The sequence below is a fragment of the Brevundimonas pondensis genome (assembly GCF_017487345.1).
In the GTDB taxonomy this organism is placed as follows: domain Bacteria; phylum Pseudomonadota; class Alphaproteobacteria; order Caulobacterales; family Caulobacteraceae; genus Brevundimonas; species Brevundimonas pondensis.
Window position 1 is genome coordinate 1,420,162 of sequence record NZ_CP062006.1, and the last position, 23,509, is coordinate 1,443,670.

The window sequence follows — 23,509 nt, forward strand, 5'->3', positions numbered from 1 at the left end:
GCATGACCATCCACACCCCGACGCCCGAAGGCGGCCGCATCGTCGAAGAGCCGATGGGCGATGCGCTGTCGAAGCGCTATCTGGCCTACGCCCTGTCGACCATCACCAACCGCGCGCTGCCCGACGTGCGCGACGGCTTCAAGCCGGTGCACCGGCGCATCATGTACGCCATGCACCAGATGCGGCTGAACCCGCAGGCGGCGGCGCGCAAGTGCGCCAAGGTCGTCGGCGAGGTCATGGGCGGCTATCACCCGCACGGCGACGCCTCCATCTATGAGGCCCTGGTGCGGCTGGCCCAGGATTTCGCCCAGCGCTATCCGCTGGTCGACGGGCAGGGGAACTTCGGCAACATCGACGGCGATAGCGCGGCCGCCATGCGCTATACCGAGTGCAAGCTGACGCCCGCCGCTGTCCTTCTGCTGGACGGGATTGATCAGGACGCGGTCGACTTCCGCCCCACCTATGACGATCAGGACGAGGAGCCGGTGGTTCTGCCGGCCGGTTTCCCCAACCTGTTGGCCAACGGGTCGTCGGGCATCGCCGTGGGTATGGCGACCTCGATCCCGCCGCACAACGTCGGCGAACTGATCGATGCTTGCCAGCTGCTGCTGGAACGGCCCGAGGCGACGACCGCGGAACTGGTGCAGATCGTGCCGGGACCGGACTTCCCGACGGGCGGTGTTTCGGTCGAGGGTCATGCCTCCATCCTCGACGCCTATGAGACAGGTCGCGGCGGCGTGCGCCTGCGCGCGCGCTGGGAGACCGAGGACCTGGGGCGCGGCGTCTGGCGCATCATCGTCACCGAGATGCCCTATCAGGTGCAGAAGAGCCGTCTGATCGAGGGTCTGGCCGACCTGATCGAGAACAAGAAGGCGCCGCTGCTGGGCGACGTGCGCGACGAGTCGGCGGAAGACATCCGCCTGATCCTCGAGCCCAAGAACCGCACCATCGAGCCTGAGATGCTGATGGAGAGCCTGTTCAAGCTGTCCGATCTGGAGGTCCGCTTCCCGATCAACATGAACGTGCTGGACGCCAGCGGCACGCCGCGCGTCATGGGCCTCAAGGACTGCCTGCGCGCCTTCCTCGATCACCGCCGCGAGGTGCTGAACCGCCGCAGCCAGTGGCGGATCGAACGGGTCGAGAAGCGACTGCACCTGCTGGAAGGCCTGCGCATCGTCTTCCTGAACCTGGACGAGGTGATCCGCATCGTCCGCGAGGAGGAGCAGCCCAAGGCCGTCCTGATCGCGCGCTTCGGCCTGACCGAGGTCCAGGCCGACTTCATCCTCGACACCCGCCTGCGTCAGCTGGCGCGGCTTGAGGAAATGACGATCGAGAAGGAATTCAACGAGCTGTCGGCGGAACTTGCGGCGCTGAAGGCGCTGACCTCGTCCGAAGGCAAGCAGTGGAAGGCCATTTCCAAGGAACTGGAGGCGGTCCGCAAGGCCCTGATCTCGCCGCGCCGCACGACCATCGGCGAGGCGGTGGACTCTTCGGCCTTCGTCGCACCCGAAGCCTTCATCCCGCGCGAAGCCATCACCGTCATCCTGTCGGAGCGCGGCTGGATCCGCGCCGCCAAGGGCAAGGTCGAAGACCCGTCGGAGCTAAAGTTCAAGGAAGGCGACAGCTTGGACTTCCTCGTGCCCGCCTTCACGACGGACAAGCTGCTGATCGGGGCGTCGGACGGGCGTATCTTCACCATCGGCGCCGACAAGCTGGCCTCTGGCCGGGGTCATGGCGAGCCGCTGCGCCTGATGATCGATCTCGACGAAAAGGCCGAAATTATCAACGTCGTGGCGCACGAACCCAATGCAAAGCTTCTGGTCGCGTCCAAGGCCGGTTACGGCTTCGTCGCGCCGGAGAATGACCTTCTGGCCCAGAAGCGCGGCGGCAAGCAGGTGCTGAACGGCGACATGCTGTCGATGCTGCGCATTCCGTCGAACCCGCAGGGCGACCACGTCGCGGTCATCGGCGAGAACATCAAGGCGCTGATCTTCCCGCTGGCCGAACTGCCCGAAATGGGTCGGGGCAAGGGCGTGAAGCTGCAGAACTACAAGCAGGGCGGTCTGGTCGATGTTTCGGTGTTCAACGCCGAGGCGGGACCGGAGTGGGCCGATGGCGGCGGTCGGCGTCGCAACTGGCCCGACTGGAAAGACTGGCTGGGCAAACGCGCTGGCGCTGGTCGCCAGGGACCGCGCGGGATGCGCAAGTTCCGCTGACGCCAAGGTGACGGCGATTTCATTGGAGGTCGCCGTCAGCCCTTGCGATAATCTCGCCCAAGGCCGATCCGGCCGGGGCTGGAGATTTCAATGATCACCTGGATCATCATCGGCGTCATCGTCGTCGTTCTGCTGTTCGTCGTCGTCGGCGCTTACAACAGGCTGGTGGCGCTGGATCAGGCGGCCAATCAGTCATTCGCGGACATCGACGTGCAGTTGAAGCAGCGTCAGGATCTGATCCCCAACCTGGTCGAGACGGTGAAGGGCTACGCCACGCATGAGCGCGGCACCCTGGACGCCGTAACCCAGGCCCGCGCCGCCGCCGCCGGCGCCCGCACGGTCGACGAGAAGGTGCAGGCCGAGAACATGCTGACCGGCGCTTTGGGCCGTCTGTTCGCCGTGTCGGAGGCCTATCCGGACCTCAAGGCCAACGCCAACTTCCAGCAGTTGCAGATGGATCTGTCGGACATCGAGAACAAGCTGGCCGCCGCGCGCCGCTTCTTCAACAACGCCGTCAGCGAATTCAACGCCGTGCGCCGCCAGTTCCCGACCGTCCTGTTCGCCGGGATGTTCGGCTTCGGCGCGGACAAGCCCTTCTTCGACGTGGGCGAGGGCGAGCGCGCCGCCCTGAACGCGGCCCCGCCGACGGTGAAGTTCTAGGCCCCGATGGCGGTTTTCGGTCAGGCCGTCGGCCTCAAGACCCACATCTGGCAAAACAACACCCGGTCGGCGATTCTGCTGGCCGGGTTTCCGGTGCTGCTGGTCCTGATTCTGTTCGGGATTCAGGTGCTGATGATGGGGTTCGGTTTGCTGCCCAACTCGGGTGGTAGTCTGTCGCAGGATCTGGCGCTGGCGGCGTCCATGCTGGGCTGGACGGTGCCGACGGCTCTGGTCGCGGCCGCCGTCTGGTTCGTCATCGCCTATTTCGGCAATCAGGTGATGATCGACGCCATGACGGGCGCGCGAAAGGTCGAGCGGCGGATCGAGCCGGAACTCTACAATCTGCTGGAGAACCTCGCGATCTCACGTGGTTTGCGGACGCCGACGCTGAGGATCATCGAAAGCCCGTCGCTGAACGCCTATGCCTCGGGCCTGCATGAGGGGAACTACAGCGTCACTGTCACGCGGGGGCTGATGCAGACCCTCAGCCGCGACGAGATGGAGTGCGTGCTGGCGCACGAGCTGACCCACGTCATCAACAAGGACGTGCGGACCATGGTGATCGCCTCGATCTTCGCGGGCATCATCAGCGTGATCGCCGAACTGGTGTTCCGCAGCCTCTTCTACATGCGCGGCGGGCGTAGCCGGGACAACAAGAACGCCATGCCGCTGATCCTGATCGGTCTGGCCATCGGGGTGATCGGCTTTGGTCTGGCGACCGTCATCCGCATGACCCTGTCGCGGACGCGGGAATATGTGGCCGACGCCGGAGCGGTGGAGCTGACCAAGAACCCCGACGCCATGATCTCGGCCCTGCGCAAGGTGTCGGGCCAGTCCAAGATCGAGGCGCCTGACGAACTGCGCGGCATGTTCCTGGACAATACGGCGGACAAGGCGGACTTCGCCGGCTTGTTCGCGACCCATCCGCCGATCGAGAAGCGGATCGCGGCCCTGGTGAAGTTCGCCGGCGGTCGGGACCAGGGGCCGTGGGGGCCGACGCGCACCAGCACGGCGGTTCCTACGACGTAGTGCCTTTCTCCCCTTGAGGGAGAAGGTGGCCCGTCAGGGCCGGATGAGGGGTGTCGGCGCGATGGCTGAATGTTTGGCGATCCGGCGAGGCGGCCTTGTCGGATGCGGAGCCGCTAACACCCCTCATCCGTCAGGCTTCGCCTGCCACCTTCTCCCTCAAGGGGAGAAGGAAGCTAGAGACGTTCCCAGCCCAGCGGGCGCAGGGCTTCCATGGGCCTGAACTTCGCCTTGTAGTCCATCTTGGGCGAGCCCTGGACCCAGTAGCCCAGATAGACATAGGGCAGGCCGACCATAGCCGCCTGGCGCAGGTGATCCATGATGGCGAACTGGCCCAGGCTGCGGCGGTCCAGATCGGGGGCGAAGAAGCTGTAGACCATGGACAGGCCGTCGTGCAGCAGGTCGGTCAGGCAGACGCCGACCAGATCGCCGGGGCCGTCGTCGGTTGCGGGCAGGCGGTATTCGATCAGGTGGGTGCGAACCGCCGTGTCCTCGACCATCGACACATAGTCGGACCAGCCCATGTCGCTCATGCCGCCACCGGGATGGCGGGCGGTCAGGTAGCGACGCAGCAGGTCGAACTGCTCCATCGTCGCCTCAGCCTCGACCAGATCGCGCGACAGGTCGGCGTTGCGGTTCAGGACCTTGCGCTGCGAGCGGGAGAAGACGAACTCGCCGACCGGAATCCGCACCGAGACGCAAGCCGCGCAGGCCTCGCAGGCCGGGCGATAGGCGATGTTCTGGCTGCGACGGAAACCGGCCTGGGTCAGGGCGTCGTTGACGTCGGCGCCGTCGCTGAAGGGCAAGTTGGCGAAGACCTTGCGCTCGAACTGGCCGGGCAGATAGGGGCAGGGCGCGTTGGCGGTCATGAAGAACCGCAGCTGCCGGGTCGGGAAATGTTGGGTCACGGCCTTACGTCCGTTTCCAATCGTTTCGGCGGATTTGCGCTCGGGTCGTCATGTTTCGATTTGGCGCGCAACCGGAGGATTTCGCAAGCGCCGAGAGGCTCGGCGCTAGCGATCACAGGCTGGTGTCCGTGGGCAGGACCGGGGCCTCGCGCAGCAGGACGATGGCGATGCGACGGTTGCCGGCCAGCGACGGGTCGTCGGGATAGAGAGGATCGGAGCCCGCCTTGCCAGCCACCGAATAGACCCGGTCGGCGTTCACGCCCGCACCTTGCAACGTCAGACGCGAGGCGTCGGCGCGGGCGGACGACAGCGACCAGTCGCCGGCGCCGCTGGCGCGGCTGGAGCCAGCCACGGCGCTGGTGTGGCCGGTGATGGAGATGCGGTTGGGCAGCTGGTTGATGACCTTGGCGATGGCCCGCAGCAGCAGTTGAGCGCGCGGGTTGGGACGCGAGGAGCCGTTCTCGAACATCGAGCGGCCTTCCTGATCGACCAGCTGGATACGCAGGCCCTCTGGCGTCTGGTCGATGATCAGCTGTTTCGACAGTTCGGCCAGTTCGGGCATGGCCTGCATGGCCTGACGCAGGCTTTCGGCGGCGCTGGCGAAGTCGGCGGCCTCGCGGCGAGCGATCTCGGCGCGCAGGGCGGATTCGCTGGCGGCCGCGAGATTGGAATTCTGACCGGCCTGTTCTGGCGATTCTGGAGCTTCGGGGGCAAGCTGCTCGATGACGGCGTTTGAGCCCGCGCCCTTGGCGCCCATGTCGTCGCCCAGAGCCGTGCCGCCCAGAATACCGCCAGAGCCCGAAGTCGAGGCCGAGACGTTGGCGGGGGCGAAGTATTCAGCGATGCCGCGCTTCTGTTCCGGATCGGTCGTGTTGATCAACCACATCAGCAGGAAGAAGGCCATCATGGCCGTCACGAAGTCAGCGTAGGCCACCTTCCACGCGCCGCCGTGATGGCCGCCGCCGGAGACCTTCTTCACCTTCTTGATCAGGATCGGGCGATCGCTCGCGGACATAGCAGGCCAATCTTAACGTCGTTCGTTAGTCGTAAATCTCATGTGGCCGTTAAGAAGCGGTTGCGGTGCGGGCCTTTCGGGGTGCGACCTTGCCGCGCGGCGGCCCACGGCTTAGGTCAGGCCTGTGACCGTGACCTCATCCCCTTCCGAATTCGACGCCAAGGCCTATCGCAAGGCGCTGGGCGGTTTCGCCACCGGCGTCTGCGTGGTGACGGCCCATACGGCCGAGGGGCCGTTGGGCATTACGGTCAACAGCTTCACCTCGGTGTCGCTGGACCCGCCGCTGGTCCTGTGGTGCCTGGACGTGAAGTCGGATCGCCACGACGCCTTCGCCGGGGCCGAGCGCTTCGCCGTGCATATGCTGCCGGTCGAGGATCAGGCCATGTCGGACCGCTTCGCCTGGGGCGTCTGCACCCTGTCGGACGACGAGTTCGAGGTCGGCGACCCGGCCCCGCCGCGTCTGCGGAACGCCGTGACACGGCTGGACTGCACGACCCACGACCGGATCGTCATGGGGGACCATCTGGTCATCGTCGGGCGGGTGGCGGCGTTTGAGAGCCACCCTGGCGACGCCCTGACCTATTTCCGCGGCAAGTACGGACAGGCCGTCGATCCGACGGCCTGAACCGGATCAGGCCCCCAGCAGCCGCGCCGCCTTGGGCGCGAAGTAGCTGAGGACGCCGGAGGCGCCCGCGCGCTTGAAGGCGTGCAGGGTTTCCAGGATGGCGCGGTCTTCCTCCAGCCAGCCGTTGGCGATGGACGCCTGCATCATCGCGTACTCGCCGGACACCTGATAGGCGAAGGTCGGGATCTTGAAGGTGTCCGAGACCAGACGGACGATGTCGAGATAGGGCAGACCCGGCTTGACGATCAGGGCGTCGGCGCCTTCGGAAATGTCCATCGCCACCTCGCGCAGCGCCTCGTCGGCGTTGGCGAAGTCCATCTGATAGGTCTTCTTGTCGCCGGTCAGCGACTTCGACGAGCCGACGGCGTCGCGGTAGGGGCCATAGAAGCTTGAGGCGTATTTGGCCGCATAGCTGATGATCAGGGTGTCGGGTAGGCCGTTGGCTTCCAGGGCTTCGCGGATGGCCTGAACCCGGCCGTCCATCATGTCCGACGGAGCCACGGCGTCGGCGCCGGCATGGGCGTGGATGAAGGCTTGTTCAACCAGGCGCTCGATGCTGGCGTCGTTGAGGATGCGGCCGTTCTCCACGACACCGTCATGGCCGTGGTCGGTGTAGCAGTCCAGGGCCACGTCGGTCATGACGCCGATCTCGGGCGCGGCGTCCTTGATGGCCTTGATGCAGTCGGGGATCAGGCCGTCCGGGTCGCTGGCGGCCGTGCCGACGCTGTCCTTGATGGCGCCGTCCACATTCGGGAAGAGGGCGATCATGGGGATGCCCAGATCGCGAGCCTCGACAGCGGCCTTGGCGGCCTCCTTGGGCGACAGGCGGAAGACGCCCGGCATGGAGGCGACCGGTACGCGGTCCTCGGCCCCGTCATGGACGATGATCGGCCAGATCAGATCGGCGGGCGTCAGGGTCGTCTCGGCGACCAGACGGCGCACCCAGGGCTGCGAACGCAGGCGACGCGGGCGGGCGTAGGGAAAAGCGGCGGGCTGGAACGGCATGGTCATGCAGGGCTAATAGTCCGGTAGGCGGGGCAGGGAAACGGCCTTGGAGGTCGCATATCGGACCTCGGTCGGGAAAAAACAGAGTCCAATTCGTCTGAATCGTCTGAAATCGCGGCGTCGAAAGGCAGAGGCTAGCGCGTGCCTGCGTCATTGGCGGACACAAGATGCGGCGCAGGGCGCTGGCGGGGTGACGTTTCCCAAGCGCTTGGATAAAAGCGGCATGAACGCCCCGTCAGAGGGCAGAGCCGGGAGTATAGATCATGGACTTCGCCCTCAACGACGACCAGCGCGCCATTCAGGACGCGGCGCGGGCCTTTGCCGACGCTGAACTGGCGCCGCACTCGGCCCAGTGGGACGAGGACAAGCATTTCCCGGTCGACGTGATGAAGTCGGCGGCCGAGATGGGCTTCTGCGGCATCTATACCGGTGAAGAGCACGGGGGCATGGCCCTGGGCCGCGTCGAGGCGGCGGTGATCTTCGAGGAGCTGTCGCGCGGAGACGTGGCGACGGCGGCCTTTATCTCGATCCACAATATGGCGACGTGGATGATCGACAAGTTCGGCTCTGCTGAACTGCGCTCGCGCTTCGTGCCGTCGCTGGTGGCGATGGACAAGATGGCCAGCTACTGCCTGACCGAGCCGGGCTCGGGGTCGGACGCGGCGGCGCTGCGGACGACGGCGGTGCGCGACGGCGACCACTATGTGCTGAACGGCTCCAAGGCCTTCATTTCCGGCGCGGGCGTGTCGGACGTCTATGTCGTCATGGTCCGCACCGGCGGCGAGGGGGCGAAGGGCGTCTCGACCATCGTGGTCGAGGCGGGGACGCCCGGTCTGTCGTTCGGCGCCAATGAGAAGAAGATGGGCTGGAACGCCCAGCCGACCGCCGTGGTCAGCTTCGACGACTGCCGCGTGCCGGTCGGCAATCTGGTGGGCGAGGAGGGCGCGGGCTTCAAATACGCCATGGCCGGTCTGGACGGCGGGCGCCTGAACATCGCCGCCTGCTCGCTGGGCGGGGCGCGGCTGGCGCTGGAGACGGCGCAGGAATACGTGACCACGCGCAAGCAGTTCGGTCAGGCTATCGGCCAGTTTCAGGCCCTGCAGTTCCGCCTGGCCGACATGGCGACGGACCTGGAGGCGGCGCGCCTGATGGTGCAGCGCGGGGCCTGGGCCATCGACAACAACCACCCGGAAAAGACCAAGTGGTGCGCCATGGCCAAGCGTCTGGCCACCGACGCCTGCTTCCAGCTGGCTGACGAAGCGCTGCAACTGCACGGCGGCTACGGCTATCTGAAGGACTATCCGCTGGAGCGGATCGTGCGCGACCTGCGGGTCCACCGCATCCTGGAAGGCACCAACGAGATCATGCGCGTCATCATCGCGCGGGAGCTGGCCCGATGAGCGACGCTGAAGTTCTGACGCGCATCGAAGGCGGCGTCGGTCGCATCACCCTGAACCGGCCCAAGGCGATTCATGCGCTGAACCGGGGCATGTGCGAGGCGATGATTGAGGCGCTGCTGGCGTGGCGCGGCGACGACGCGGTGTCGTCGGTGCTGATCGACCATGCGGGCGAGCGCGGCTTCTGTGCCGGGGGCGACATCCGCATGATCGCCGAGAGCGGGGCAGGGGATGCGTCGGAGGCCAAGGCCTTCTTCAGGACCGAGTATCAGCTGAACCATCTGATGTTCGAATACCTCAAGCCGATCACGGCCATCGTGGACGGCATCGTCATGGGCGGGGGCGTGGGCATCAGCGAGCCGGCAGATGTCCGTATCGCCACCGAGCGGACCACCTACGCCATGCCCGAGACAGGCATCGGCCTGTTCCCTGACGTGGGCGGCGGCTGGTTCCTGCCGCGGCTGCCGGGGCAGACGGGCGTCTGGCTGGCGCTGACGGGCGCACGCCTGAAGGCGGCGGACACGGTGGCCCTGGGCATCCATACCCATTTCACGCCAAGCGAAGGCGTCGAGGTGCTGAAGGCCGAACTGCTGGCGGCGCCCGCTGATCCCAAGGCCGTGGTTGACCGTCTGGCGGGCGACGCCGGTCCGGCTCCGTTGGACGCGCACCGCGAGGCCATCGACCGGCTGTTCGCCTTCGATACCGTCGAGGAGATCTTCGCCGCGCTGGAGGCCGATGGTTCGGACTGGGCGCTGAAGCAGCTCGGCATCCTGAAGACCAAGTCGCCGCAGTCGCTGAAGGTTTCGCTGCGCCAGATCCGCACCGGGGCAGGCCTGGCGTCCTTCGCCGAGAACATGGCGATGGAATATGCGCTGGGCGGTCGGGTGGTGCAGACCCATGACTTCCAGGAAGGCGTGCGCGCCGTCATCGTCGACAAGGACAACGTCCCGAAGTGGTCCCCCGCCGACCTGTCGGGCGTCAGCGACGCGACGCTGGACGCTCTGTTCGCGCCTCTGCCCGCCGACGAGGCTTGGTCGCCGCTCTGAAAACATCGCTGCGGCGCAACATTTGTTGTTCCGAAGGCCTGACAGGACTATCTAGGCGGCATGAGTAAGCGCTGGACCCCTGAATCCTGGAGAAACAAGCCCGTCGTCCATATGCCGACGGACTATCCTGACATGGCCGAACTGGCCCGTGTCGAAGACGAGCTGCGGGCCATGCCGCCCCTGGTGTTTGCCGGCGAGGCCCGCAAACTGACCCAGCATCTCGCACAGGTGGAGGCGGGCAACGCCTTCCTGCTTCAGGGCGGCGACTGCGCCGAGAGCTTCAAGGAGTTCTCGACCGACAACATCCGCGACACCTTCCGCCTGATCCTGCAGATGGCGGTGGTCCTGACCTTCGCCGGCCGCAAGCCGGTGGTGAAGGTCGGCCGCATCGCCGGTCAGTTCGCCAAGCCGCGCTCGTCGCCGCTGGAAGAGATCGGCGGGGTCGAGCTGCCGTCCTATCGCGGCGACATCATCAACGGCATGGGCTTCACCGCTGAAGAGCGCGTGCCCGATCCGCAGCGCCTGCTGAAGGCCTACAACCAGTCGGCCTCGACGCTGAACTTGCTGCGCGCCTTCGCCGGCGGCGGCTATGCCGACCTGTACAATATCCATCGCTGGACCCTGGGCTTCGCCGACAACGGCGCGGGCGCAGCCTACCGGGAGCTGGCCGACAAGATCACCGAGGCCCTGGCCTTCATGGAGGCGGTCGGCGTCACGCCCGAGACGCATCCTGACCTGTCGCGCGTCGAGGTCTTCACCAGCCACGAAGCCCTGCTGCTGAACGTCGAGAGCGCCCTGACGCGGCTGGAAGGCTCATCGGGCGAATGGTTCGACACCTCGGCCCACATGCTGTGGATCGGCGAGCGCACCCGTCAGCTAGACGGCGCGCATATCGAGTTCATGCGCGGCATCTCGAACCCCATCGGCGTGAAGTGCGGGCCCACCATGACGGCGGAGGACATCCTGCCGCTGATCGACGCCCTGAACCCGAACAATATTCCTGGGCGCCTGACCCTGATCGGCCGCTTTGGTCATGACAAGGTCGGTGATCGCCTGCCGGCGCTGATGCGGGCGGTGAAGGCCGAGGGCAAGCGCGTCATCTGGTCGATCGACCCGATGCACGGCAACACCCTCAAGGCGGCCAACGGCTACAAGACCCGGCCGTTCGACCGCGTCATGGGCGAGGTTCGCACCTTCATCGACGTGGCCGAGGCTGAGGGCGTCCACCCCGGCGGCGTCCACCTGGAGATGACCGGCCAGAACGTCACCGAATGCCTGGGCGGCGCCCAGGCGGTGACCGAGGACGATCTGTCGAGCCGCTATCACACCCACTGCGATCCGCGCCTCAATGCCGATCAGGCGCTGGAGCTGGCCTTCCTGGTCGCTGAGCGTCTCAAGGCCGGGCGTCAGGCCCGCGCCGAGGCCGCGTGACCACGCCGACCGAAGACGAAGGGCCGGGCCGCGTCGCCTATCAGGGCGCGCCCGGCGCCTTCAGCCATGAAGCCTGCCTCGACCTGCGTCCGTGGGACGAGGCGGTGGGCTATGAGACCTTTCAGGGGGCGATCGAGGCCCTGTTGTCGGGCGATTGCCAGTCGGCGCTGATCCCGGTCGAGAATTCGACCATCGGCGTGGTCGAGCCTGCCGCCAGTCTGGTGCGGGAGGCGGGGCTGACGGTGGTCAGCGAAGCCTGGCGTCCGATCCGGCTGGCCCTTCTGGGCCTGCCCGAGGCGCGACTGTCGGACATCCGGACGGCCGAGAGCCACCCGGTGGCCCTGCAGCAGTGCTCGAAAGCCCTGGGCGAAATGCGCATCGCCTCGGTCGAGGTCTTCGACACGGGCGGCGCCGCCGCCGCCGTGGCCGAAGCGGGCGACGTGACCCGCGCCGCCGTGGCGCCGGCTCGTGCAGCCGAGGTTTATGGCCTGTCGGTTCTGCGCAACGATCTGCAGGATTTCAGCGACAACCGGACGCGATTTGTCCTGTTAAGCGCCCCTCAGGGTTGACTGCGCATAGTCTTTGCGCGCTTAAGAGAGGATCGGATCGACCCTGATCCTGAAACCGGACCGGATTCATGTCCTCGCTGCGCGCACAACTGACCCTTGAAACCACCACGCGCGCGGTGGCCGGCTTTTATTTTGGCTACGGCTATTACGGCTTTCGATACGCCGGCTGAGGCGTCGGGCTTCTAACCAACCCTGACTGTCTCGCTGGCGACCGCTCCTTTCGAGCGGCCCGTGCACGCGTTCCTGCCTGATGTTTCGGCGGACGCGATCTCCCCATCGAAATTCCATGCCGAAAGCCAAATCCCATGTCGCAATCCAACATCCAGCAAGTCTGGCCCGCTGAAACCGTCGAGCTGAGCCCCGAGCAGAAGGCGCTGGCCGCCCTGCGCGCCGAGATCGACAGCCTGGATGATCAGATCCTGAACCTGTTCGAGCGCCGTCTCGCCGTCGCCGCCCAGGTCGGCAAGGCCAAGGACGCGCCGACTGGCCCCCACACCAAGCTGCGTCCCGACCGCGAACAGGCCGTTCAGGCCCGCGTCCTGAAGCAGTGCGAACCTGAAAACCGCGAGGCGGTCGAGCACCTGTGGCGCGAGATCGTCGGCTGGGGTCTGGCCCGTCAGGGCCGGCTGCAGGTCCATGTCTGGGCCCCGATCGATCCGGCCAAGGCCGTGGACGGCGCCCGCTTGCGCTTCGGCGCCGCCGCTGACATCAAGCTGGTCCGCGACCCGCAGGCCGCTCTGGCCCATGCCGCCGAAGGCCATGGCGTCTCGGTGCTGTCGATCAATACCGAGGACGCCTGGTGGATGGGTCTGCGTCGCGAATGGTCGATGCTGAGCGTCTTCGACGGCTACGGCGGTGAAACCCCGACCTCGCTGGCCGTGGGCAAGATCGATCCGCCGGCCCTGCCGACGGGGCGTCGCGTGGTGGTGACGGTCGGGGGCGACGCCGGCGACGGCTCGGGCGCGCGCCGCTGGGGCCTGAACACCAACCACGGCTGGACCCTGGCCCTGACCGACGCCGACGTGGCGCCGGGCGATGTGGAAGGCTGCGTCGGCGCCATCGGCTGATGAAGGTGTGAACGGGCGTTAAGCCTGTTCTTCAACCCTGTCTCAAAAGACTGGGTTCAGCATGACGGCATGAACGCTTCCGTCATTCTGCGGCTCGGATCGGTCGGCGCCCTCGCGGCGCTGCTGTCCGGCTGCGGCATGGCGGAGGCCGATCCCCATCGTTTCGAGGGCGTAGCCAAGAACATCGCGGCCATTCCCCTGTCGACGAAGCCTGAAGCCAGACGTGAGCCCGCCGGGCCGCGCAACGCCGAGGAGGCGGGGCTGAGGCCTTTGAAGGTCGAGCTTCTGACGCCGCATCAGCTTTGGGACGCCCGTGACGGGCTGACCGCCAAGGCTGCCGCTGTCCTGCCAGCCGTGCCGGCGGTTTTCCATGATCCCGAGGCCCCGGCGGACGTGCAGGCTGCGCAGCGGGCTGAGGCTCAGCCGTCGCGTCCCGCCGCAGTCGCGGTCGCTGCTGCGCCTGCCGTTCTGATCCAACTTGGAGCCTACGCCAGTCAGGCTTCGGCCCAGGCGGCCTGGGAGCGTTTGGGACAGGGGAGCCAAGGCCTGAACCCGGTGTTTGAGCCGGTCGAGGTCAACGGTCGGCGACTGGTGCGGTTGAAGGTTCGCGCCGGATCGGCTCAGGCTTCGGCGCTTTGCGCCAAGGCGGCGGCGTCCGATCCGTGGTGCGTGCGGGCCGCAGAGGCGGCGTCGTCCACAGGCGCGGCTTAAGGTTTCGTTGACGACTGACGCCCTTGGCCCGATCTAGGGCGTCTGGGACGGGCCGCGACCACTTGAGTCGCGTCCGTCGAAACATCGGGGTCCAACATGGCGCAGCCTCAGGTCATCGTCATCGGCAATGAAAAGGGCGGGGCCGGCAAGTCCACCCTGGCCATTCACATCGTCACGGGCCTGCTGCACGCGGGCAAGAGGGTCGCGATCATCGATCTGGACCTGCGCCAGCGGTCGATGGAGCGCTTCTTCTCGAACCGCGCGGCCTGGACGGCGGCGAACGGTCATGACCTGCCGCTGCCGATCGTGCCGGACATGGGCGACGGCAAGGCCTTGGCCAAGGCTGATGAAGCGGAGCAACTGGCGCGTTTCGACGCCGCCTACGCCGAGGCGCAAAGCCAGGCTGACATCATCCTGATCGACACGCCGGGCGGCGACACGGCCCTGTCGCGCGCCGCGCATGGCCGCGCCGATCAGATCGTCACCCCGATGAACGACAGCTTCGTCGACTTCGACCTGCTGGGCGAGGTCGATCCGGTGACGCTGGAGCTGAAGAAGCCCTCCATCTATTCCGAGAGCGTCTGGGAGGCGCGCAAGCACCGCGCCATCACCGAGGGGCGTCAGGTGACGATCGACTGGATCGTGGTCACCAACCGTCTGGCCGTGGCCGAGGCCCGCAACCGTCGTCGCCTGGAAGAGCGGATGAAGAAGCTGGCCAAACGCGTCGGTTTCCGCGTCGGGCCGGGGCTGCGCGACCGGGTCATCTATCGCGAGCTCTTCCCGTTCGGCCTGACGGTAGCCGACCTGTCGAACGACATCCGCCCGGTGTCGGTGTCGCTGGCCCACGTCGCGGCGCGTCAGGAAATGCGTAATCTGATGCAGGCCATGGGTCTGGACGACGCGGCGGGCGGCTCAATGGCTCCGCTGGACGCGGCGGCGGCCTGATCGTCGCATGGGCCTGATCTGGCTGGGGCTGGCCGCCGTGGCGGTCTGGGCGCTGGCCCGGTTGGGGCGTCAGACCGAACGCGCCCGCCGCGGCCACTGGCGCATCTCCGCGACCATCCTCAGCAGCGCCCTGTTTGCAGGGGCGGTTCTGGCCGCCTCACGCGGAGTCTGGCTGGCTGCGATTAGTCTGGCGGGGGGCGGGCTGTGGTTGGCGGTTCAGTCGCGGGTTCGTAGTGCGGCCCCGCGTGCGCCGGTCGCTGAGCGCCTGTCTGAAGCTGAGGCGCGGGCCATTCTCGGCGTGTCCGCCGACGCTACACAGCAGGACATACAGGCCGCCTGGCGCCGTCTGATGGCGCGAGCCCATCCCGATCAGGGCGGGACGGAGGGGCTGGCGGCGCGGGTCAATGCTGCGCGGGATCGGCTGCTGAAAGAATAGTCGATCAGTCTCGGTCGCCGAAAAGGGCGTCTGTGGTGCGTTTCGCCAACCGCTTAATTTCGGCGTCACGCGCTGGATCGGGGTGGGGTTCCAGCTCTGTCGTCCAGACGGAACCTTCGGGCGGCTGCAGGTCGCGGCACACCATGAGCGCGAGCTTCCTTTGCACGGCGTCCTGATTACGCGCGGAACGGCTTGTTTCCGCGTCCTGATCGCTCTCGGTCCGTGTCGGCACGACGGCGGAGATCGACCAGTGCGGGGGCTTAACCGGGGGAGCCGGTTGGCCGACGAGTCTGACGGTCACAGTCGGTGGACCGCGCCATGCCGTGAGGGTCGAGAAGGGCTCGACGACGCCATCAATGTCGATGAGGCCGCAGCCGATCCGTCCGCCGTCGCGCGGCGCGTCGCTGAAATCTACTGACAGGACACGTCCGCGAGGGCTCTCAGAGATGACCGCTTCGAGGAGTTCGCTGTCGGATGGCCGCGGCGGGCGTGGCTCCTCGGCATGGGATGCAACCATGGCGAGGAGACCAAACCACATATCAGCCGACCTTCACCCGCGTTGCGGCTTCCGGCAGGTCCTCGCCGAAGGCGCGTTGGTAGAACTCGGCGATGGTGGGGCGTTCCAGTTCGTCGCACTTGTTCAGGAAGGTCAGGCGGAAGGACAGGGCTAGGTCGCCGCCGAAGATGATGGCGTTCTGGGCCCAGGTGATGACCGTGCGGGGCGACATGACGGTCGAGATGTCGCCGTTCATGAAGGCGTTGCGGGTCATGTCGGCGACGCGGACCATGGCGGCGATGCGGCGCTTGCCCTCGGCGTCGTTCCACTCGGGGATCTTGGCGGCGACGATTTCGGCTTCGACGTCGTGATCGAGGTAGTTCAGCGTCGTGACGATGTTCCAGCGGTCCATCTGACCCTGGTTGATCTGCTGGGTGCCGTGATAGAGGCCCGAGGTGTCGCCCAGACCGATGGTGTTGGTGGTCGAGAACAGGCGGAACCAGCGGTTCGGGCGGATGACGCGGTTCTGATCCAGCAGGGTCAGGCGACCTTGGGCCTCCAGCACGCGCTGGATCACGAACATGACGTCGGGACGGCCGGCGTCGTATTCGTCGAAGACCAGGGCGACCGGGCGTTGCAGCGACCAGGGCAGGATGCCCTCGCGGAACTCGGTGATCTGCTTGCCGTCCTTCAGGACGATGGCGTCCTTGCCGATCAGATCGATGCGGCTGATGTGGCTGTCCAGGTTCACGCGGACCAGCGGCCAGTTCAGGCGGGCGGCGACCTGCTCGATGTGGGTCGACTTGCCGGTGCCGTGATAGCCCTGAACCATGACGCGACGGTCAAAGGCGAAGCCGGCGCAGATGGCCAGGGTCGTCTGCGGATCGAAGCGATAGCTGTCGTCGATCTCGGGCACATGGCTGTCGCGCGTGTCGAAGGCGGGCACGACCATGTCGGAATCGACGCCGAACGCCTCCCTGACCGTCACCTTGCGGTGCGGTTCCAGCGTGACCAGGGGATCGGGCGAGGCGTCGAGGGGAGAGGTCATGGCAGAGCGATTAGCGCAGCACGACCGGGTGGTCGAGACCCAGACCGATGCGGGCGACCCGTTCAATGAGGAAGGGCAGGCGGGCGACGACGGGAATGGCTGTGCGACGGGCCAGATCGGCCCCGGCGCCTGTGTTGCGGACGAAACTGGTCAGGGCGCGGACGCGGCGCACCACGGCCTTGTCCCCCGGACGACGCAGGCGGTCGTAGTCCTCGATTCGGTCGGACTGTCCGCTGAGGAAGTCGGCGGCGCAGTCGGCGAAGACAAAGGCGTCCTCGATGCCCAGGTTCATGCCGCGTGCGCCGATGGGCGAGTGGATATGGGCGGCGTCTCCGCCCAGGGCGATACGGCCCAAGCTCATGGCCGAGGCCATGCGGTGCGAGATGTGGAAGTCTGAGCGCCAGAGGACGGCGCCCGCGCGCCAGCCGTCTGGCAGATGGTTCAACAGCGGCGGGCCGAAGCCGATCAGGCGAAACCGCGTGCCGGAGTAGGGCAGGCAGACGAAGACGGCGTCGTCGCGAAAGTCGATCCAGGCCTCGTCCGACGGCGGGCCGTCCAGTTCGACATCGATCAACTGCCAGGGCTCGGCCCAGGCGTCGCCGGGGAAGCCGAGGCTCAAGGCCTTTCTGGCTGTGGAATGGGCCCCGTCGGCGGCGAACAGCAGGGGCGTCCGCACGCGCTCGCCTGACGACAGGACGGCGGTGACGGCGTCGGCGTCCTTAGACAGGGCGGTCAGGGCCACGTCGCGATCAACGGTGACGCCGCGCGCGGCCAGGGCCTCGGTCAGCAGGGCCTCGGTCTGGGCCTGGGGCAGGATAGCGAGTGGGAAGCGGGCGCCGACCTTGATCTGATCCAGATGGACGACGGCCAGGGTCTGGCCGTGCCGGTGGATGTGAAGACGATCGACGGTTCCGGCCTCGGCCAGGATGCGGGCGGTGACGCCGGTCGGTTCCAGCAGGTCGAGGGTGCGCGGATTGACGCCGAGCGCCCTGGAGGTGGCGGTCGGCGTCTCGGCCGCGTCGACGATGCGAACGGCCACGCCGCGCCGGGACAGGAACAGGGCCGCCGCCAGGCCCGTGGGACCGGCGCCGACGATCAGCACCTGGGGCGCGGCGCTCATGGCCGCAGCCTCAGCCGGCGCTCAACGCCACGTCGACGTTGCCGCGCGTGGCGTTCGAGTAGGGGCAGACCTGATGCGCCTTGTGGATAAGTTCGTCGATGACGGCCTGATCCAGGCCGTGCCCGGTGACGTGCAGAGTAACGTCCAGGTTGAAGCCTTCGCCGCGGGTGTTCTTGCCGAAGCCGACGCCGGCCTCAACCCTGGTGTCCGGGCCGACGGGCGTCCCGGCCTTGCCCGAGACCAGCCTCAGGGCACCCAGGTAGCAGGCGGCGTAGCCAGTGGCGAAGAGCTGTTCGGGATTGGTGCCGTCGCCGCCTTTGCCGCCCATCTCGGTCGGGACGGACAGGCGCACGTCGATCTTGCCGTCGTCGGTGGCGGAGCGGCCTTCGTCGCGGCCGCCTCCCGATGCCGTGGCGTGGGCGCGGTAGAGGACTTCCATGGGGCGACTCCTTTGAAGATCGAAGGAGTCGAATATGGGCCTCAGTCGTTCAGAAACAACGGTTCTGTGATTCGTGTAATCCGCAAGCCATGTGTTAACAATTTGGCCATCACTTCCGTCGGGGAAGAGGCCATGCATACGAACACGCAGTACTTCTGCTATGTCTATGACGCGCCCGAAAGCACGCCGAACATGTTCGCTCTTGATGCGGACAGTTTGCTGGAGGCCGTCAGCGAAACGCGGCGCATGATGCTGGAAGAAGCCGGCAGCGCGTTCGCCGAAATCTGGGACGGCGCGGGCGAGAATGTCACCCGCATCGACGGGCCTCCCAGGGGCGGCGGCTTGCTGAGAACGCTCAGGCGTGCCCGGCCTTCTTCAGGGTTTTCCAGGCCTTGATGACGCGCTGAAGCTTGGCCTCGGCGCCACGGTCGCCGCCGTTGGTGTCAGGGTGAAAGCGTTTCAGCAGCTCATGATAGCGTGCCTTGATGGCCGCCTTGTCCGCACCAGGCTTGAGATCAAGGTCAGTCAGGGCCGCCAGTTCGATCTTACCGATGCGGTGTTCCTCGGCCATCGCCGGCCCGGCCTCGCGGGTGCGACGGCCGAACAGGCCGAAGCTGTCGCGCCATGAACCCGCGCCCTCGGTGTTGGCCGTGCCCATCTTGGCGGCGAAGGCGGCGGCCTCGCGGGTGTTCTTGCCGGCCTTCATCTCCCAGGTCGGGCGACCGCCGGTCATGGCCTCGTTTTCCTGGGCGGCGCGGATCTGACCCTCGCTCATGCCCGCATAGAAATTCCAGCCCTTGTTGTACTGGCCCGCATGGGCCTGACAGAAGTCGTAGAAGTCGGCCAGCTGCTCGCGCGATTTGGGCGCCTTGGCGGTCGCGGGGCGGCTGCAGTCCGGCCACTGGCAGGGTTTCTCGCCGGGCTTCAGATGCAGGACGTCGGCCTCGGCCTGCTCTTCCTCAGGCTTGGGCGGCTTCACGCGAATGTCGGTGAAGCGAGGCTTGTATTCAAATGACGCGGACATCGCCCCAAGTGTAAGCTGGAATTGGACAGCTTCAAGGAACGACCGATGTCAGACGGCCCCGTGGCGGCACTTATCCGCGAAAAACTGACCGTGGCCTTCGCCCCGGCGCGGATCGAGCTGGAAGACGACAGCTGGAAGCACGCAGGGCACCATCATGAAGGCGGCATGGACGCCAGGGACGGCGGTGAGAGCCATTTCCAGCTAACCATCGTTTCAGACCTCTTCGAGGGGCAGGGGCGGTTAGCGCGTCAGCGCGCGGTCAACGCCGTCCTGAAAGATGAGCTGGCTGGTCCGGTTCATGCCCTGTCCATCCGCGCCCAGACGGTCGAAGAGGCCGAGGCCCGGACCGCTTGATCTGTCCGTTTACGTAGAAATCCGCATTCATATCGTCTTAGAACCTTCACTCTAGCGTCCGCTGCGAAAACGATTTGCAAGAGCGGGGGCGTGCGAATGGTGGGGGATGGGATCAAGGGACTGGACGGGCAGGCGCCCGGCGAGGCCGCTCAGGCGCTGACCGCGATTCTGCAGACCCATTACCTGCGCTATATGATCATCGTCAGCTGGGCGGTGGGCGTCGTGGCGACGGTCGGTCTGGTGCATGGTCTGACCTGGTTCGCCGCCACCCTGGCCGCCGGCGCATTGCGCGGCGAGGTGGAGAAGCGCGTCAGCCATCAGGTCGGAGCGGGCTGGGGCATGGTCTTCCCCGTTGTGGCCACCGTGACCACGGCCGTATGGGCCGTCGCACCGTTGATGGCCTGGTTCTCGGCCGCCCAGTTCGGGCATGAACTGGCCATCGCCTTGTTGATGTCAGGCTATGTCCTGGTTTTTGCTCAGCTGCGCAGTTCACCGCGTCAGGCCATCATGATCTCGTCGCCCTATGGTCTGGCTGCTGCGATCATTGCTGTAAGCCTGTTCGGCGGACCCCTGTTCTGGCCTTTTGTGACCCTGGTGCCGTTCACCGCGGCCAGCCTGTTTGTCCTGGTGACCATGACCATGCTGCGCGAGGATCGTATCCGCGCCTTCCAGGAGCACCAGGCCCATTTGATCGAGGAACTGGAGGCGGCTCGCGACAAGGCGGATGCGGCCAACGAAGCCAAGTCCAGCTTCCTGGGCGTGATCTCTCACGAATTGCGCACCCCGATGAATGGAGTGCTCGGGGCGGCGCAACTTCTGAGCGCGACACGTCTGGAGGGCGTTCAACGCGAATATCTGTCGATCATTCGCAATTCGGGCGACAACCTGTTGAGTTTGCTCAACGACATACTCGACATGACCAAGATCGAAGCGGGCAAGATGAGCTTCGATGTCGTGGACGTGCAATTGGACGACCTGCACCGGCGCATCCTTGGCCCGTTCGAGGCCCAGGCTGAAGCCAAGGGGCTGACGCTGATCTCGACGTTCGAGGGAGAGCTTCCCGCCGTGGTGCGGGGAGATCCGTTGCGGGTCTGTCAGGTCGTGCAGAATTTGCTGTCGAACGCCGTCAAGTTCACCGATCAGGGCGAGATCCGTTATACGGTGCGCGGACGTCGGATTTCGGACCGCCGTGTCGGTTTCGAATTCACGGTCACAGACAGCGGTTCCGGCATCTCACGCGAGGACCTGGATCGATTGTTCCAGCCTTTCACGCAGGTCGACAACTCTTCGACACGCAAGTTCGGCGGAACGGGCCTGGGCCTGACCATAGCGCGGCGCATGGCGCATATCATGGGCGGCGACATCACCGTGACTTCAAGATTGGGGCAGGGCTCGACCTTCACTCTCACGATCGAGGGCGAAGTGGTTGAATGGAATCGTGTCGAGATGGCGGAAGTCATCGACGCCGAGGTGGACGGCGGCGATTGTCTGACGGTGCTGATTGTCGAGGATCACCCGGTCAATCGCATGATCCTTGAAGCCTGGATGGGGTCGGCCGGCCATCGCACCAGCACTGCGGAGAATGGCGAGGTTGCCGTTGAACTGGCGCGCAGTCAGAGATTTGACCTCATCATCATGGACGTGAACATGCCCGTGATGGACGGACTGACGGCGACACGTCTGATCCGGGAGAGCCGCGGGGTGAATCTGGAGACGCCGATCGTCGTCTTGTCGGCTTCCGCCCGAAACGAAGACCATGAGGCCGGGATGGCGGCGGGCGCGGACGCCTATCTGAACAAGCCTATCGATTTCCGCCGTCTGGCCAGCCTGATGGGGCAGGTTCCCGGGGGACGCGGCGCCTTGCATCAGGCCGCGGTCGAGGCCGAGGTTCCGGCAGCTGCAGCCTGACAAGGCGCTTGGGAACGTCGGTTGGCCGAAAAGCAGAGCGGCGGGCTTCCATTCGCGGAGCCACACGTTAGACCCAAGGCATGTCCGCCTTGCATGAAACCCTGACCCAGGCCGTCGCCGTCGGCGAAAAACGCCTGACCGTTGACGCCGCCATCCTGGCCAAGCTGGCCGACATGGCCGGCGATCTGGCGATCAATCTGACGATCGCGGCGCTGATCTTCGTCGTAACCCTGTTCGTCGCGCGTTGGGCGTCGGGGGTGACGAGGCGCGTGCTGGGACGGATGCGGGCCTTCCGCCACGATCAGACGGTGCTCAGCTTCGCCGCTCAGGTGGTCCGCGTCGTGGTGATCATCATTGGCCTGATCGCCGTGCTGCAGCGCCTGGGCGTGCAGACGACCTCTATCATCGCGGTTCTGGGCGCGGCCTCCCTGGCGGTTGGTCTGGCCTTGCAGGGGACGCTGTCGAATGTGGCGGCCGGAGTCATGCTGCTGGTGCTGCGGCCCTATCGCGTCGGCGAGGTGATCGATGTGGGCGGCGCCTCAGGCACAGTGCAGAAGCTGGACCTGTTCACGACCCAGCTGACCAACGCCAACAACCACAAGATCGTCATCCCAAATTCCAAGGTCCTGAGCGACGTCATCATCAATCTGACGGGCCAGAGGACGCGCCGGATCGAGATCAAGTTCACGGTCGGATATGGCGAAAACCTGAAGGACGCCTGCGACGTGATCGCCGGCGTGGCCAGGGCGCACGGCAAGGTTTTGAAAGACCCCACGCCCTGGACGGGTGTGACGGCCCTGTTGGACAGTTCGGTCGAGATCACCCTGCATGCCTGGGTCAATGTCGCTGACTGGTGGCAGAGCCAGGCTGACCTGATGCAAGGCGGCAAGGAAGCCCTGGACGCCGCCGGAATCGAGATACCCTTCCCGCACCAGGTCGAGGTGCCGGCCAAGGACGCCAAATTTGCCCGCATCGTCATGGCGGCGGCAGAACAACAGGAAGACTGACGCGTGCGTTACGACTTCGGATCGGACAACACGGCCGGCATGGCGCCCGCTGCGCTGGAAGCCCTGGCGGCGGCCAACGGCGGTTTCGCGCGGGCCTATGGCGCGGACGAGATCACGGCGCGGGCGGCTGATCAGATTCGCCAGCGGCTGGACGCCGACGCCGAGGTGCGCTTCGTCTTCAGCGGCACGGCGGCCAACGCTATCGGCGTCTCCATGCTGGCCCGACCCTATGAGGCGGTGCTGACGCATCATGCGGCCCATATCTGCACCGATGAGACGGGCGCGCCGGGCTTCTTTGGCCAGGGGGTCGGCCTGATCGGCCTGCCAGGCTATTCGGGCAAGATCGACGGCATGGCCCTGCGCGCGGCGCTGGAAGAACCCGTGGTCGGCCATCGCCAGCCCGCAGCTGCGCTAAGCGTCACCCAGGCGACGGAGTACGGCGCCGTCTATTCCGAAGAAGAACTGCGCCACCTGATCGAACCCGCCAAGCTGGCGGGACTGGGCGTCCATATGGACGGGGCGCGACTGGCCAATGCGGTGGCGGCAGGGTTCGACCTGAAGGACATTCCGCGCTTGGGCGTCGATATCCTGGTGTTCGGCGGGGCCAAGGCGGGGGCGAACTGCGCCGAGGCCCTGGTCATCTTTGATAAGAGCCTGACACGACGCATCGACAACCGGTTGAAGCAGGCCGGGCAGACGGCGTCCAAGGGGAGGTTCTTGGCGGCGCCGATCCTGGGGCTGCTGGAATCGGGCGGCTGGGAGAGCGGGGCCGCCCACGCCAACCTGATGGCGCAACGGCTGGCCGACGGGATCGAGGAGCGCTCGCCCTTTGTTCTGGCCCATCCGGTAGAGTCCAACGCCGTCTTCGTGCGGATGCCGGACGAGGCGCATCAGAGGCTGAACGCCCTGGGATGGGCCTGCTACCAGTTCGACGACGGATCGGTGCGCTTCGTCTGTTCCTGGGCGACGACCGAGGGCGTGGTGGATGAATTGCTCGAAGCTATCGCGAGTTTGAACTGAATGTCGCTCTCGCTCCTGCGCGGCGCCGTCCACAGG

The 23,509-nt window shown here is 66.3% G+C and carries 25 protein-coding genes; 17 read left to right on the forward strand and 8 right to left on the reverse strand.

The annotated features are described in order from the left end of the window. Window positions 1–2: 2 nt before the first annotated feature. The 3 genes from parC (at window position 3) to IFE19_RS07160 (ending at window position 3,905) form a co-directional block, all read left to right on the forward strand. Complete coding sequence (gene parC / locus IFE19_RS07150; RefSeq protein WP_207826800.1) at window positions 3–2,216, forward strand: DNA topoisomerase IV subunit A; 2,214 nt, start codon at window positions 3–5, stop codon at window positions 2,214–2,216. 90 nt (window positions 2,217–2,306) lie between these two features. Further along, entirely contained in the window at window positions 2,307–2,876 is a 570-nt protein-coding gene (locus IFE19_RS07155) for a LemA family protein (RefSeq protein WP_207826801.1), read from the forward strand. A 6-nt stretch (window positions 2,877–2,882) separates the two neighbouring features. After that, window positions 2,883–3,905, forward strand: coding sequence for a M48 family metallopeptidase (locus IFE19_RS07160; RefSeq protein ID WP_207826802.1), 1,023 nt, complete (start codon window positions 2,883–2,885; stop codon window positions 3,903–3,905). A gap of 173 nt (window positions 3,906–4,078) precedes the next feature. On the opposite strand, the gene IFE19_RS07165 is transcribed toward IFE19_RS07160, so the two are convergent. Both IFE19_RS07165 and IFE19_RS07170 read right to left on the reverse strand, forming a co-directional pair. Beyond that, window positions 4,079–4,810 (reverse strand): arginyltransferase, encoded by a 732-nt coding sequence (locus IFE19_RS07165; protein WP_207826803.1) that lies wholly within the window; start codon window positions 4,808–4,810, stop codon window positions 4,079–4,081. 112 nt (window positions 4,811–4,922) lie between these two features. Beyond that, window positions 4,923–5,825 (reverse strand): flagellar motor protein MotB, encoded by a 903-nt coding sequence (locus IFE19_RS07170; RefSeq protein ID WP_207826804.1) that lies wholly within the window; start codon window positions 5,823–5,825, stop codon window positions 4,923–4,925. Window positions 5,826–5,955: 130 nt separating this feature from the next. Here IFE19_RS07170 and IFE19_RS07175 point away from each other — a divergent pair, with 130 nt between their 5' ends. Next, entirely contained in the window at window positions 5,956–6,450 is a 495-nt protein-coding gene (locus IFE19_RS07175; protein ID WP_225910443.1) for a flavin reductase family protein, read from the forward strand. A 6-nt stretch (window positions 6,451–6,456) separates the two neighbouring features. On the opposite strand, the gene hemB is transcribed toward IFE19_RS07175, so the two are convergent. After that, the gene (gene hemB, locus IFE19_RS07180; RefSeq protein ID WP_207826808.1) at window positions 6,457–7,461 is read right to left on the reverse strand and encodes a porphobilinogen synthase; all 1,005 of its coding nucleotides are present in this window, start codon (window positions 7,459–7,461) and stop codon (window positions 6,457–6,459) included. Window positions 7,462–7,718: 257 nt separating this feature from the next. On the opposite strand from hemB, the gene IFE19_RS07185 reads away from it, so the two are divergent. The 8 genes from IFE19_RS07185 (at window position 7,719) to IFE19_RS07220 (ending at window position 15,057) form a co-directional block, all read left to right on the forward strand. Then, a complete protein-coding gene (locus IFE19_RS07185) occupies window positions 7,719–8,855 on the forward strand; it encodes an isobutyryl-CoA dehydrogenase (protein WP_207826810.1) in 1,137 nt (378 codons plus the stop codon). Then, entirely contained in the window at window positions 8,852–9,898 is a 1,047-nt protein-coding gene (locus IFE19_RS07190) for an enoyl-CoA hydratase/isomerase family protein (RefSeq protein ID WP_207826812.1), read from the forward strand. Before IFE19_RS07185 ends, IFE19_RS07190 begins: the two co-directional genes overlap by 4 nt. Window positions 9,899–9,958: 60 nt before the next feature. After that, window positions 9,959–11,329, forward strand: coding sequence for a class II 3-deoxy-7-phosphoheptulonate synthase (locus IFE19_RS07195; RefSeq protein ID WP_207826814.1), 1,371 nt, complete (start codon window positions 9,959–9,961; stop codon window positions 11,327–11,329). Continuing rightward, window positions 11,326–11,898, forward strand: a complete 573-nt coding sequence (locus tag IFE19_RS07200) for a prephenate dehydratase domain-containing protein (protein WP_207826816.1) — start codon at window positions 11,326–11,328, stop codon at window positions 11,896–11,898. Before IFE19_RS07195 ends, IFE19_RS07200 begins: the two co-directional genes overlap by 4 nt. A 305-nt stretch (window positions 11,899–12,203) precedes the next feature. Continuing rightward, window positions 12,204–12,965, forward strand: coding sequence for a chorismate mutase (locus IFE19_RS07205; RefSeq protein ID WP_207826818.1), 762 nt, complete (start codon window positions 12,204–12,206; stop codon window positions 12,963–12,965). A 69-nt stretch (window positions 12,966–13,034) separates the two neighbouring features. After that, a complete protein-coding gene (locus IFE19_RS07210) occupies window positions 13,035–13,676 on the forward strand; it encodes an SPOR domain-containing protein (RefSeq protein ID WP_207826820.1) in 642 nt (213 codons plus the stop codon). A 96-nt stretch (window positions 13,677–13,772) separates the two neighbouring features. After that, window positions 13,773–14,621 carry a division plane positioning ATPase MipZ gene (locus tag IFE19_RS07215; protein WP_207826822.1) on the forward strand — a complete coding sequence of 283 codons (849 nt, stop codon included), beginning with the start codon at window positions 13,773–13,775 and terminating at the stop codon, window positions 14,619–14,621. 7 nt (window positions 14,622–14,628) lie between these two features. Then, on the forward strand, window positions 14,629–15,057 hold the full coding sequence (locus IFE19_RS07220) for a DnaJ domain-containing protein (protein ID WP_207826824.1): 429 nt from the start codon (window positions 14,629–14,631) through the stop codon (window positions 15,055–15,057). A gap of 4 nt (window positions 15,058–15,061) precedes the next feature. Here IFE19_RS07220 and IFE19_RS07225 read toward each other — a convergent pair whose 3' ends face one another. The 4 genes from IFE19_RS07225 to IFE19_RS07240 are packed head-to-tail and all read right to left on the reverse strand — an operon-like array spanning window position 15,062 to window position 18,160. Continuing rightward, window positions 15,062–15,595 carry a hypothetical protein gene (locus tag IFE19_RS07225; protein WP_207826825.1) on the reverse strand — a complete coding sequence of 178 codons (534 nt, stop codon included), beginning with the start codon at window positions 15,593–15,595 and terminating at the stop codon, window positions 15,062–15,064. 1 nt (window position 15,596) lies between these two features. Beyond that, window positions 15,597–16,601 (reverse strand): cobaltochelatase subunit CobS, encoded by a 1,005-nt coding sequence (gene cobS, locus IFE19_RS07230; RefSeq protein ID WP_105562378.1) that lies wholly within the window; start codon window positions 16,599–16,601, stop codon window positions 15,597–15,599. Between the two features lie 10 nt (window positions 16,602–16,611). Continuing rightward, window positions 16,612–17,721, reverse strand: a complete 1,110-nt coding sequence (locus IFE19_RS07235; protein WP_207826827.1) for an FAD-dependent oxidoreductase — start codon at window positions 17,719–17,721, stop codon at window positions 16,612–16,614. A gap of 10 nt (window positions 17,722–17,731) precedes the next feature. Continuing rightward, entirely contained in the window at window positions 17,732–18,160 is a 429-nt protein-coding gene (locus tag IFE19_RS07240; RefSeq protein ID WP_207826829.1) for an organic hydroperoxide resistance protein, read from the reverse strand. Between the two features lie 12 nt (window positions 18,161–18,172). On the opposite strand from IFE19_RS07240, the gene IFE19_RS07245 reads away from it, so the two are divergent. Further along, window positions 18,173–18,556, forward strand: coding sequence for a hypothetical protein (locus IFE19_RS07245; protein WP_207826831.1), 384 nt, complete (start codon window positions 18,173–18,175; stop codon window positions 18,554–18,556). On the opposite strand, the gene IFE19_RS07250 is transcribed toward IFE19_RS07245, so the two are convergent. Next, on the reverse strand, window positions 18,516–19,184 hold the full coding sequence (locus IFE19_RS07250; protein ID WP_207826832.1) for a J domain-containing protein: 669 nt from the start codon (window positions 19,182–19,184) through the stop codon (window positions 18,516–18,518). The two genes, IFE19_RS07245 and IFE19_RS07250, sit on opposite strands and share 41 nt — an antisense overlap. Before the next feature lie 45 nt (window positions 19,185–19,229). On the opposite strand from IFE19_RS07250, the gene IFE19_RS07255 reads away from it, so the two are divergent. The 4 genes from IFE19_RS07255 (at window position 19,230) to IFE19_RS07270 (ending at window position 23,473) form a co-directional block, all read left to right on the forward strand. Next, window positions 19,230–19,538 (forward strand): BolA family protein, encoded by a 309-nt coding sequence (locus IFE19_RS07255; protein ID WP_207826834.1) that lies wholly within the window; start codon window positions 19,230–19,232, stop codon window positions 19,536–19,538. Between the two features lie 96 nt (window positions 19,539–19,634). Next, the gene (locus tag IFE19_RS07260) at window positions 19,635–21,446 is read left to right on the forward strand and encodes an ATP-binding protein (RefSeq protein ID WP_207827457.1); all 1,812 of its coding nucleotides are present in this window, start codon (window positions 19,635–19,637) and stop codon (window positions 21,444–21,446) included. 80 nt (window positions 21,447–21,526) lie between these two features. Continuing rightward, entirely contained in the window at window positions 21,527–22,453 is a 927-nt protein-coding gene (locus IFE19_RS07265; RefSeq protein ID WP_207826836.1) for a mechanosensitive ion channel family protein, read from the forward strand. Between the two features lie 3 nt (window positions 22,454–22,456). Next, a complete protein-coding gene (locus tag IFE19_RS07270; RefSeq protein WP_207826838.1) occupies window positions 22,457–23,473 on the forward strand; it encodes a threonine aldolase family protein in 1,017 nt (338 codons plus the stop codon). Window positions 23,474–23,509: the final 36 nt, after the last annotated feature.

Bases quoted from the DNA above. Each gene is read 5' to 3' on its own strand.
- parC (WP_207826800.1), top strand. From the start codon at position 3: ATGACCATCCACACCCCGACGCCCGAAGGCGGCCGCATCGTCGAAGAG.
- IFE19_RS07155 (WP_207826801.1), top strand. From the start codon at position 2,307: ATGATCACCTGGATCATCATCGGCGTCATCGTCGTCGTTCTGCTGTTC.
- IFE19_RS07160 (WP_207826802.1), top strand. From the start codon at position 2,883: ATGGCGGTTTTCGGTCAGGCCGTCGGCCTCAAGACCCACATCTGGCAA.
- IFE19_RS07170 (WP_207826804.1), bottom strand. From the start codon at position 5,825: ATGTCCGCGAGCGATCGCCCGATCCTGATCAAGAAGGTGAAGAAGGTC.
- hemB (WP_207826808.1), bottom strand. From the start codon at position 7,461: ATGACCATGCCGTTCCAGCCCGCCGCTTTTCCCTACGCCCGCCCGCGT.
- IFE19_RS07185 (WP_207826810.1), top strand. From the start codon at position 7,719: ATGGACTTCGCCCTCAACGACGACCAGCGCGCCATTCAGGACGCGGCG.
- IFE19_RS07190 (WP_207826812.1), top strand. From the start codon at position 8,852: ATGAGCGACGCTGAAGTTCTGACGCGCATCGAAGGCGGCGTCGGTCGC.
- IFE19_RS07195 (WP_207826814.1), top strand. From the start codon at position 9,959: ATGAGTAAGCGCTGGACCCCTGAATCCTGGAGAAACAAGCCCGTCGTC.
- IFE19_RS07205 (WP_207826818.1), top strand. From the start codon at position 12,204: ATGTCGCAATCCAACATCCAGCAAGTCTGGCCCGCTGAAACCGTCGAG.
- IFE19_RS07210 (WP_207826820.1), top strand. From the start codon at position 13,035: ATGAACGCTTCCGTCATTCTGCGGCTCGGATCGGTCGGCGCCCTCGCG.
- IFE19_RS07215 (WP_207826822.1), top strand. From the start codon at position 13,773: ATGGCGCAGCCTCAGGTCATCGTCATCGGCAATGAAAAGGGCGGGGCC.
- IFE19_RS07220 (WP_207826824.1), top strand. From the start codon at position 14,629: ATGGGCCTGATCTGGCTGGGGCTGGCCGCCGTGGCGGTCTGGGCGCTG.
- IFE19_RS07225 (WP_207826825.1), bottom strand. From the start codon at position 15,595: ATGTGGTTTGGTCTCCTCGCCATGGTTGCATCCCATGCCGAGGAGCCA.
- cobS (WP_105562378.1), bottom strand. From the start codon at position 16,601: ATGACCTCTCCCCTCGACGCCTCGCCCGATCCCCTGGTCACGCTGGAA.
- IFE19_RS07235 (WP_207826827.1), bottom strand. From the start codon at position 17,721: ATGAGCGCCGCGCCCCAGGTGCTGATCGTCGGCGCCGGTCCCACGGGC.
- IFE19_RS07240 (WP_207826829.1), bottom strand. From the start codon at position 18,160: ATGGAAGTCCTCTACCGCGCCCACGCCACGGCATCGGGAGGCGGCCGC.
- IFE19_RS07250 (WP_207826832.1), bottom strand. From the start codon at position 19,184: ATGTCCGCGTCATTTGAATACAAGCCTCGCTTCACCGACATTCGCGTG.
- IFE19_RS07255 (WP_207826834.1), top strand. From the start codon at position 19,230: ATGTCAGACGGCCCCGTGGCGGCACTTATCCGCGAAAAACTGACCGTG.
- IFE19_RS07260 (WP_207827457.1), top strand. From the start codon at position 19,635: ATGGTGGGGGATGGGATCAAGGGACTGGACGGGCAGGCGCCCGGCGAG.
- IFE19_RS07265 (WP_207826836.1), top strand. From the start codon at position 21,527: ATGTCCGCCTTGCATGAAACCCTGACCCAGGCCGTCGCCGTCGGCGAA.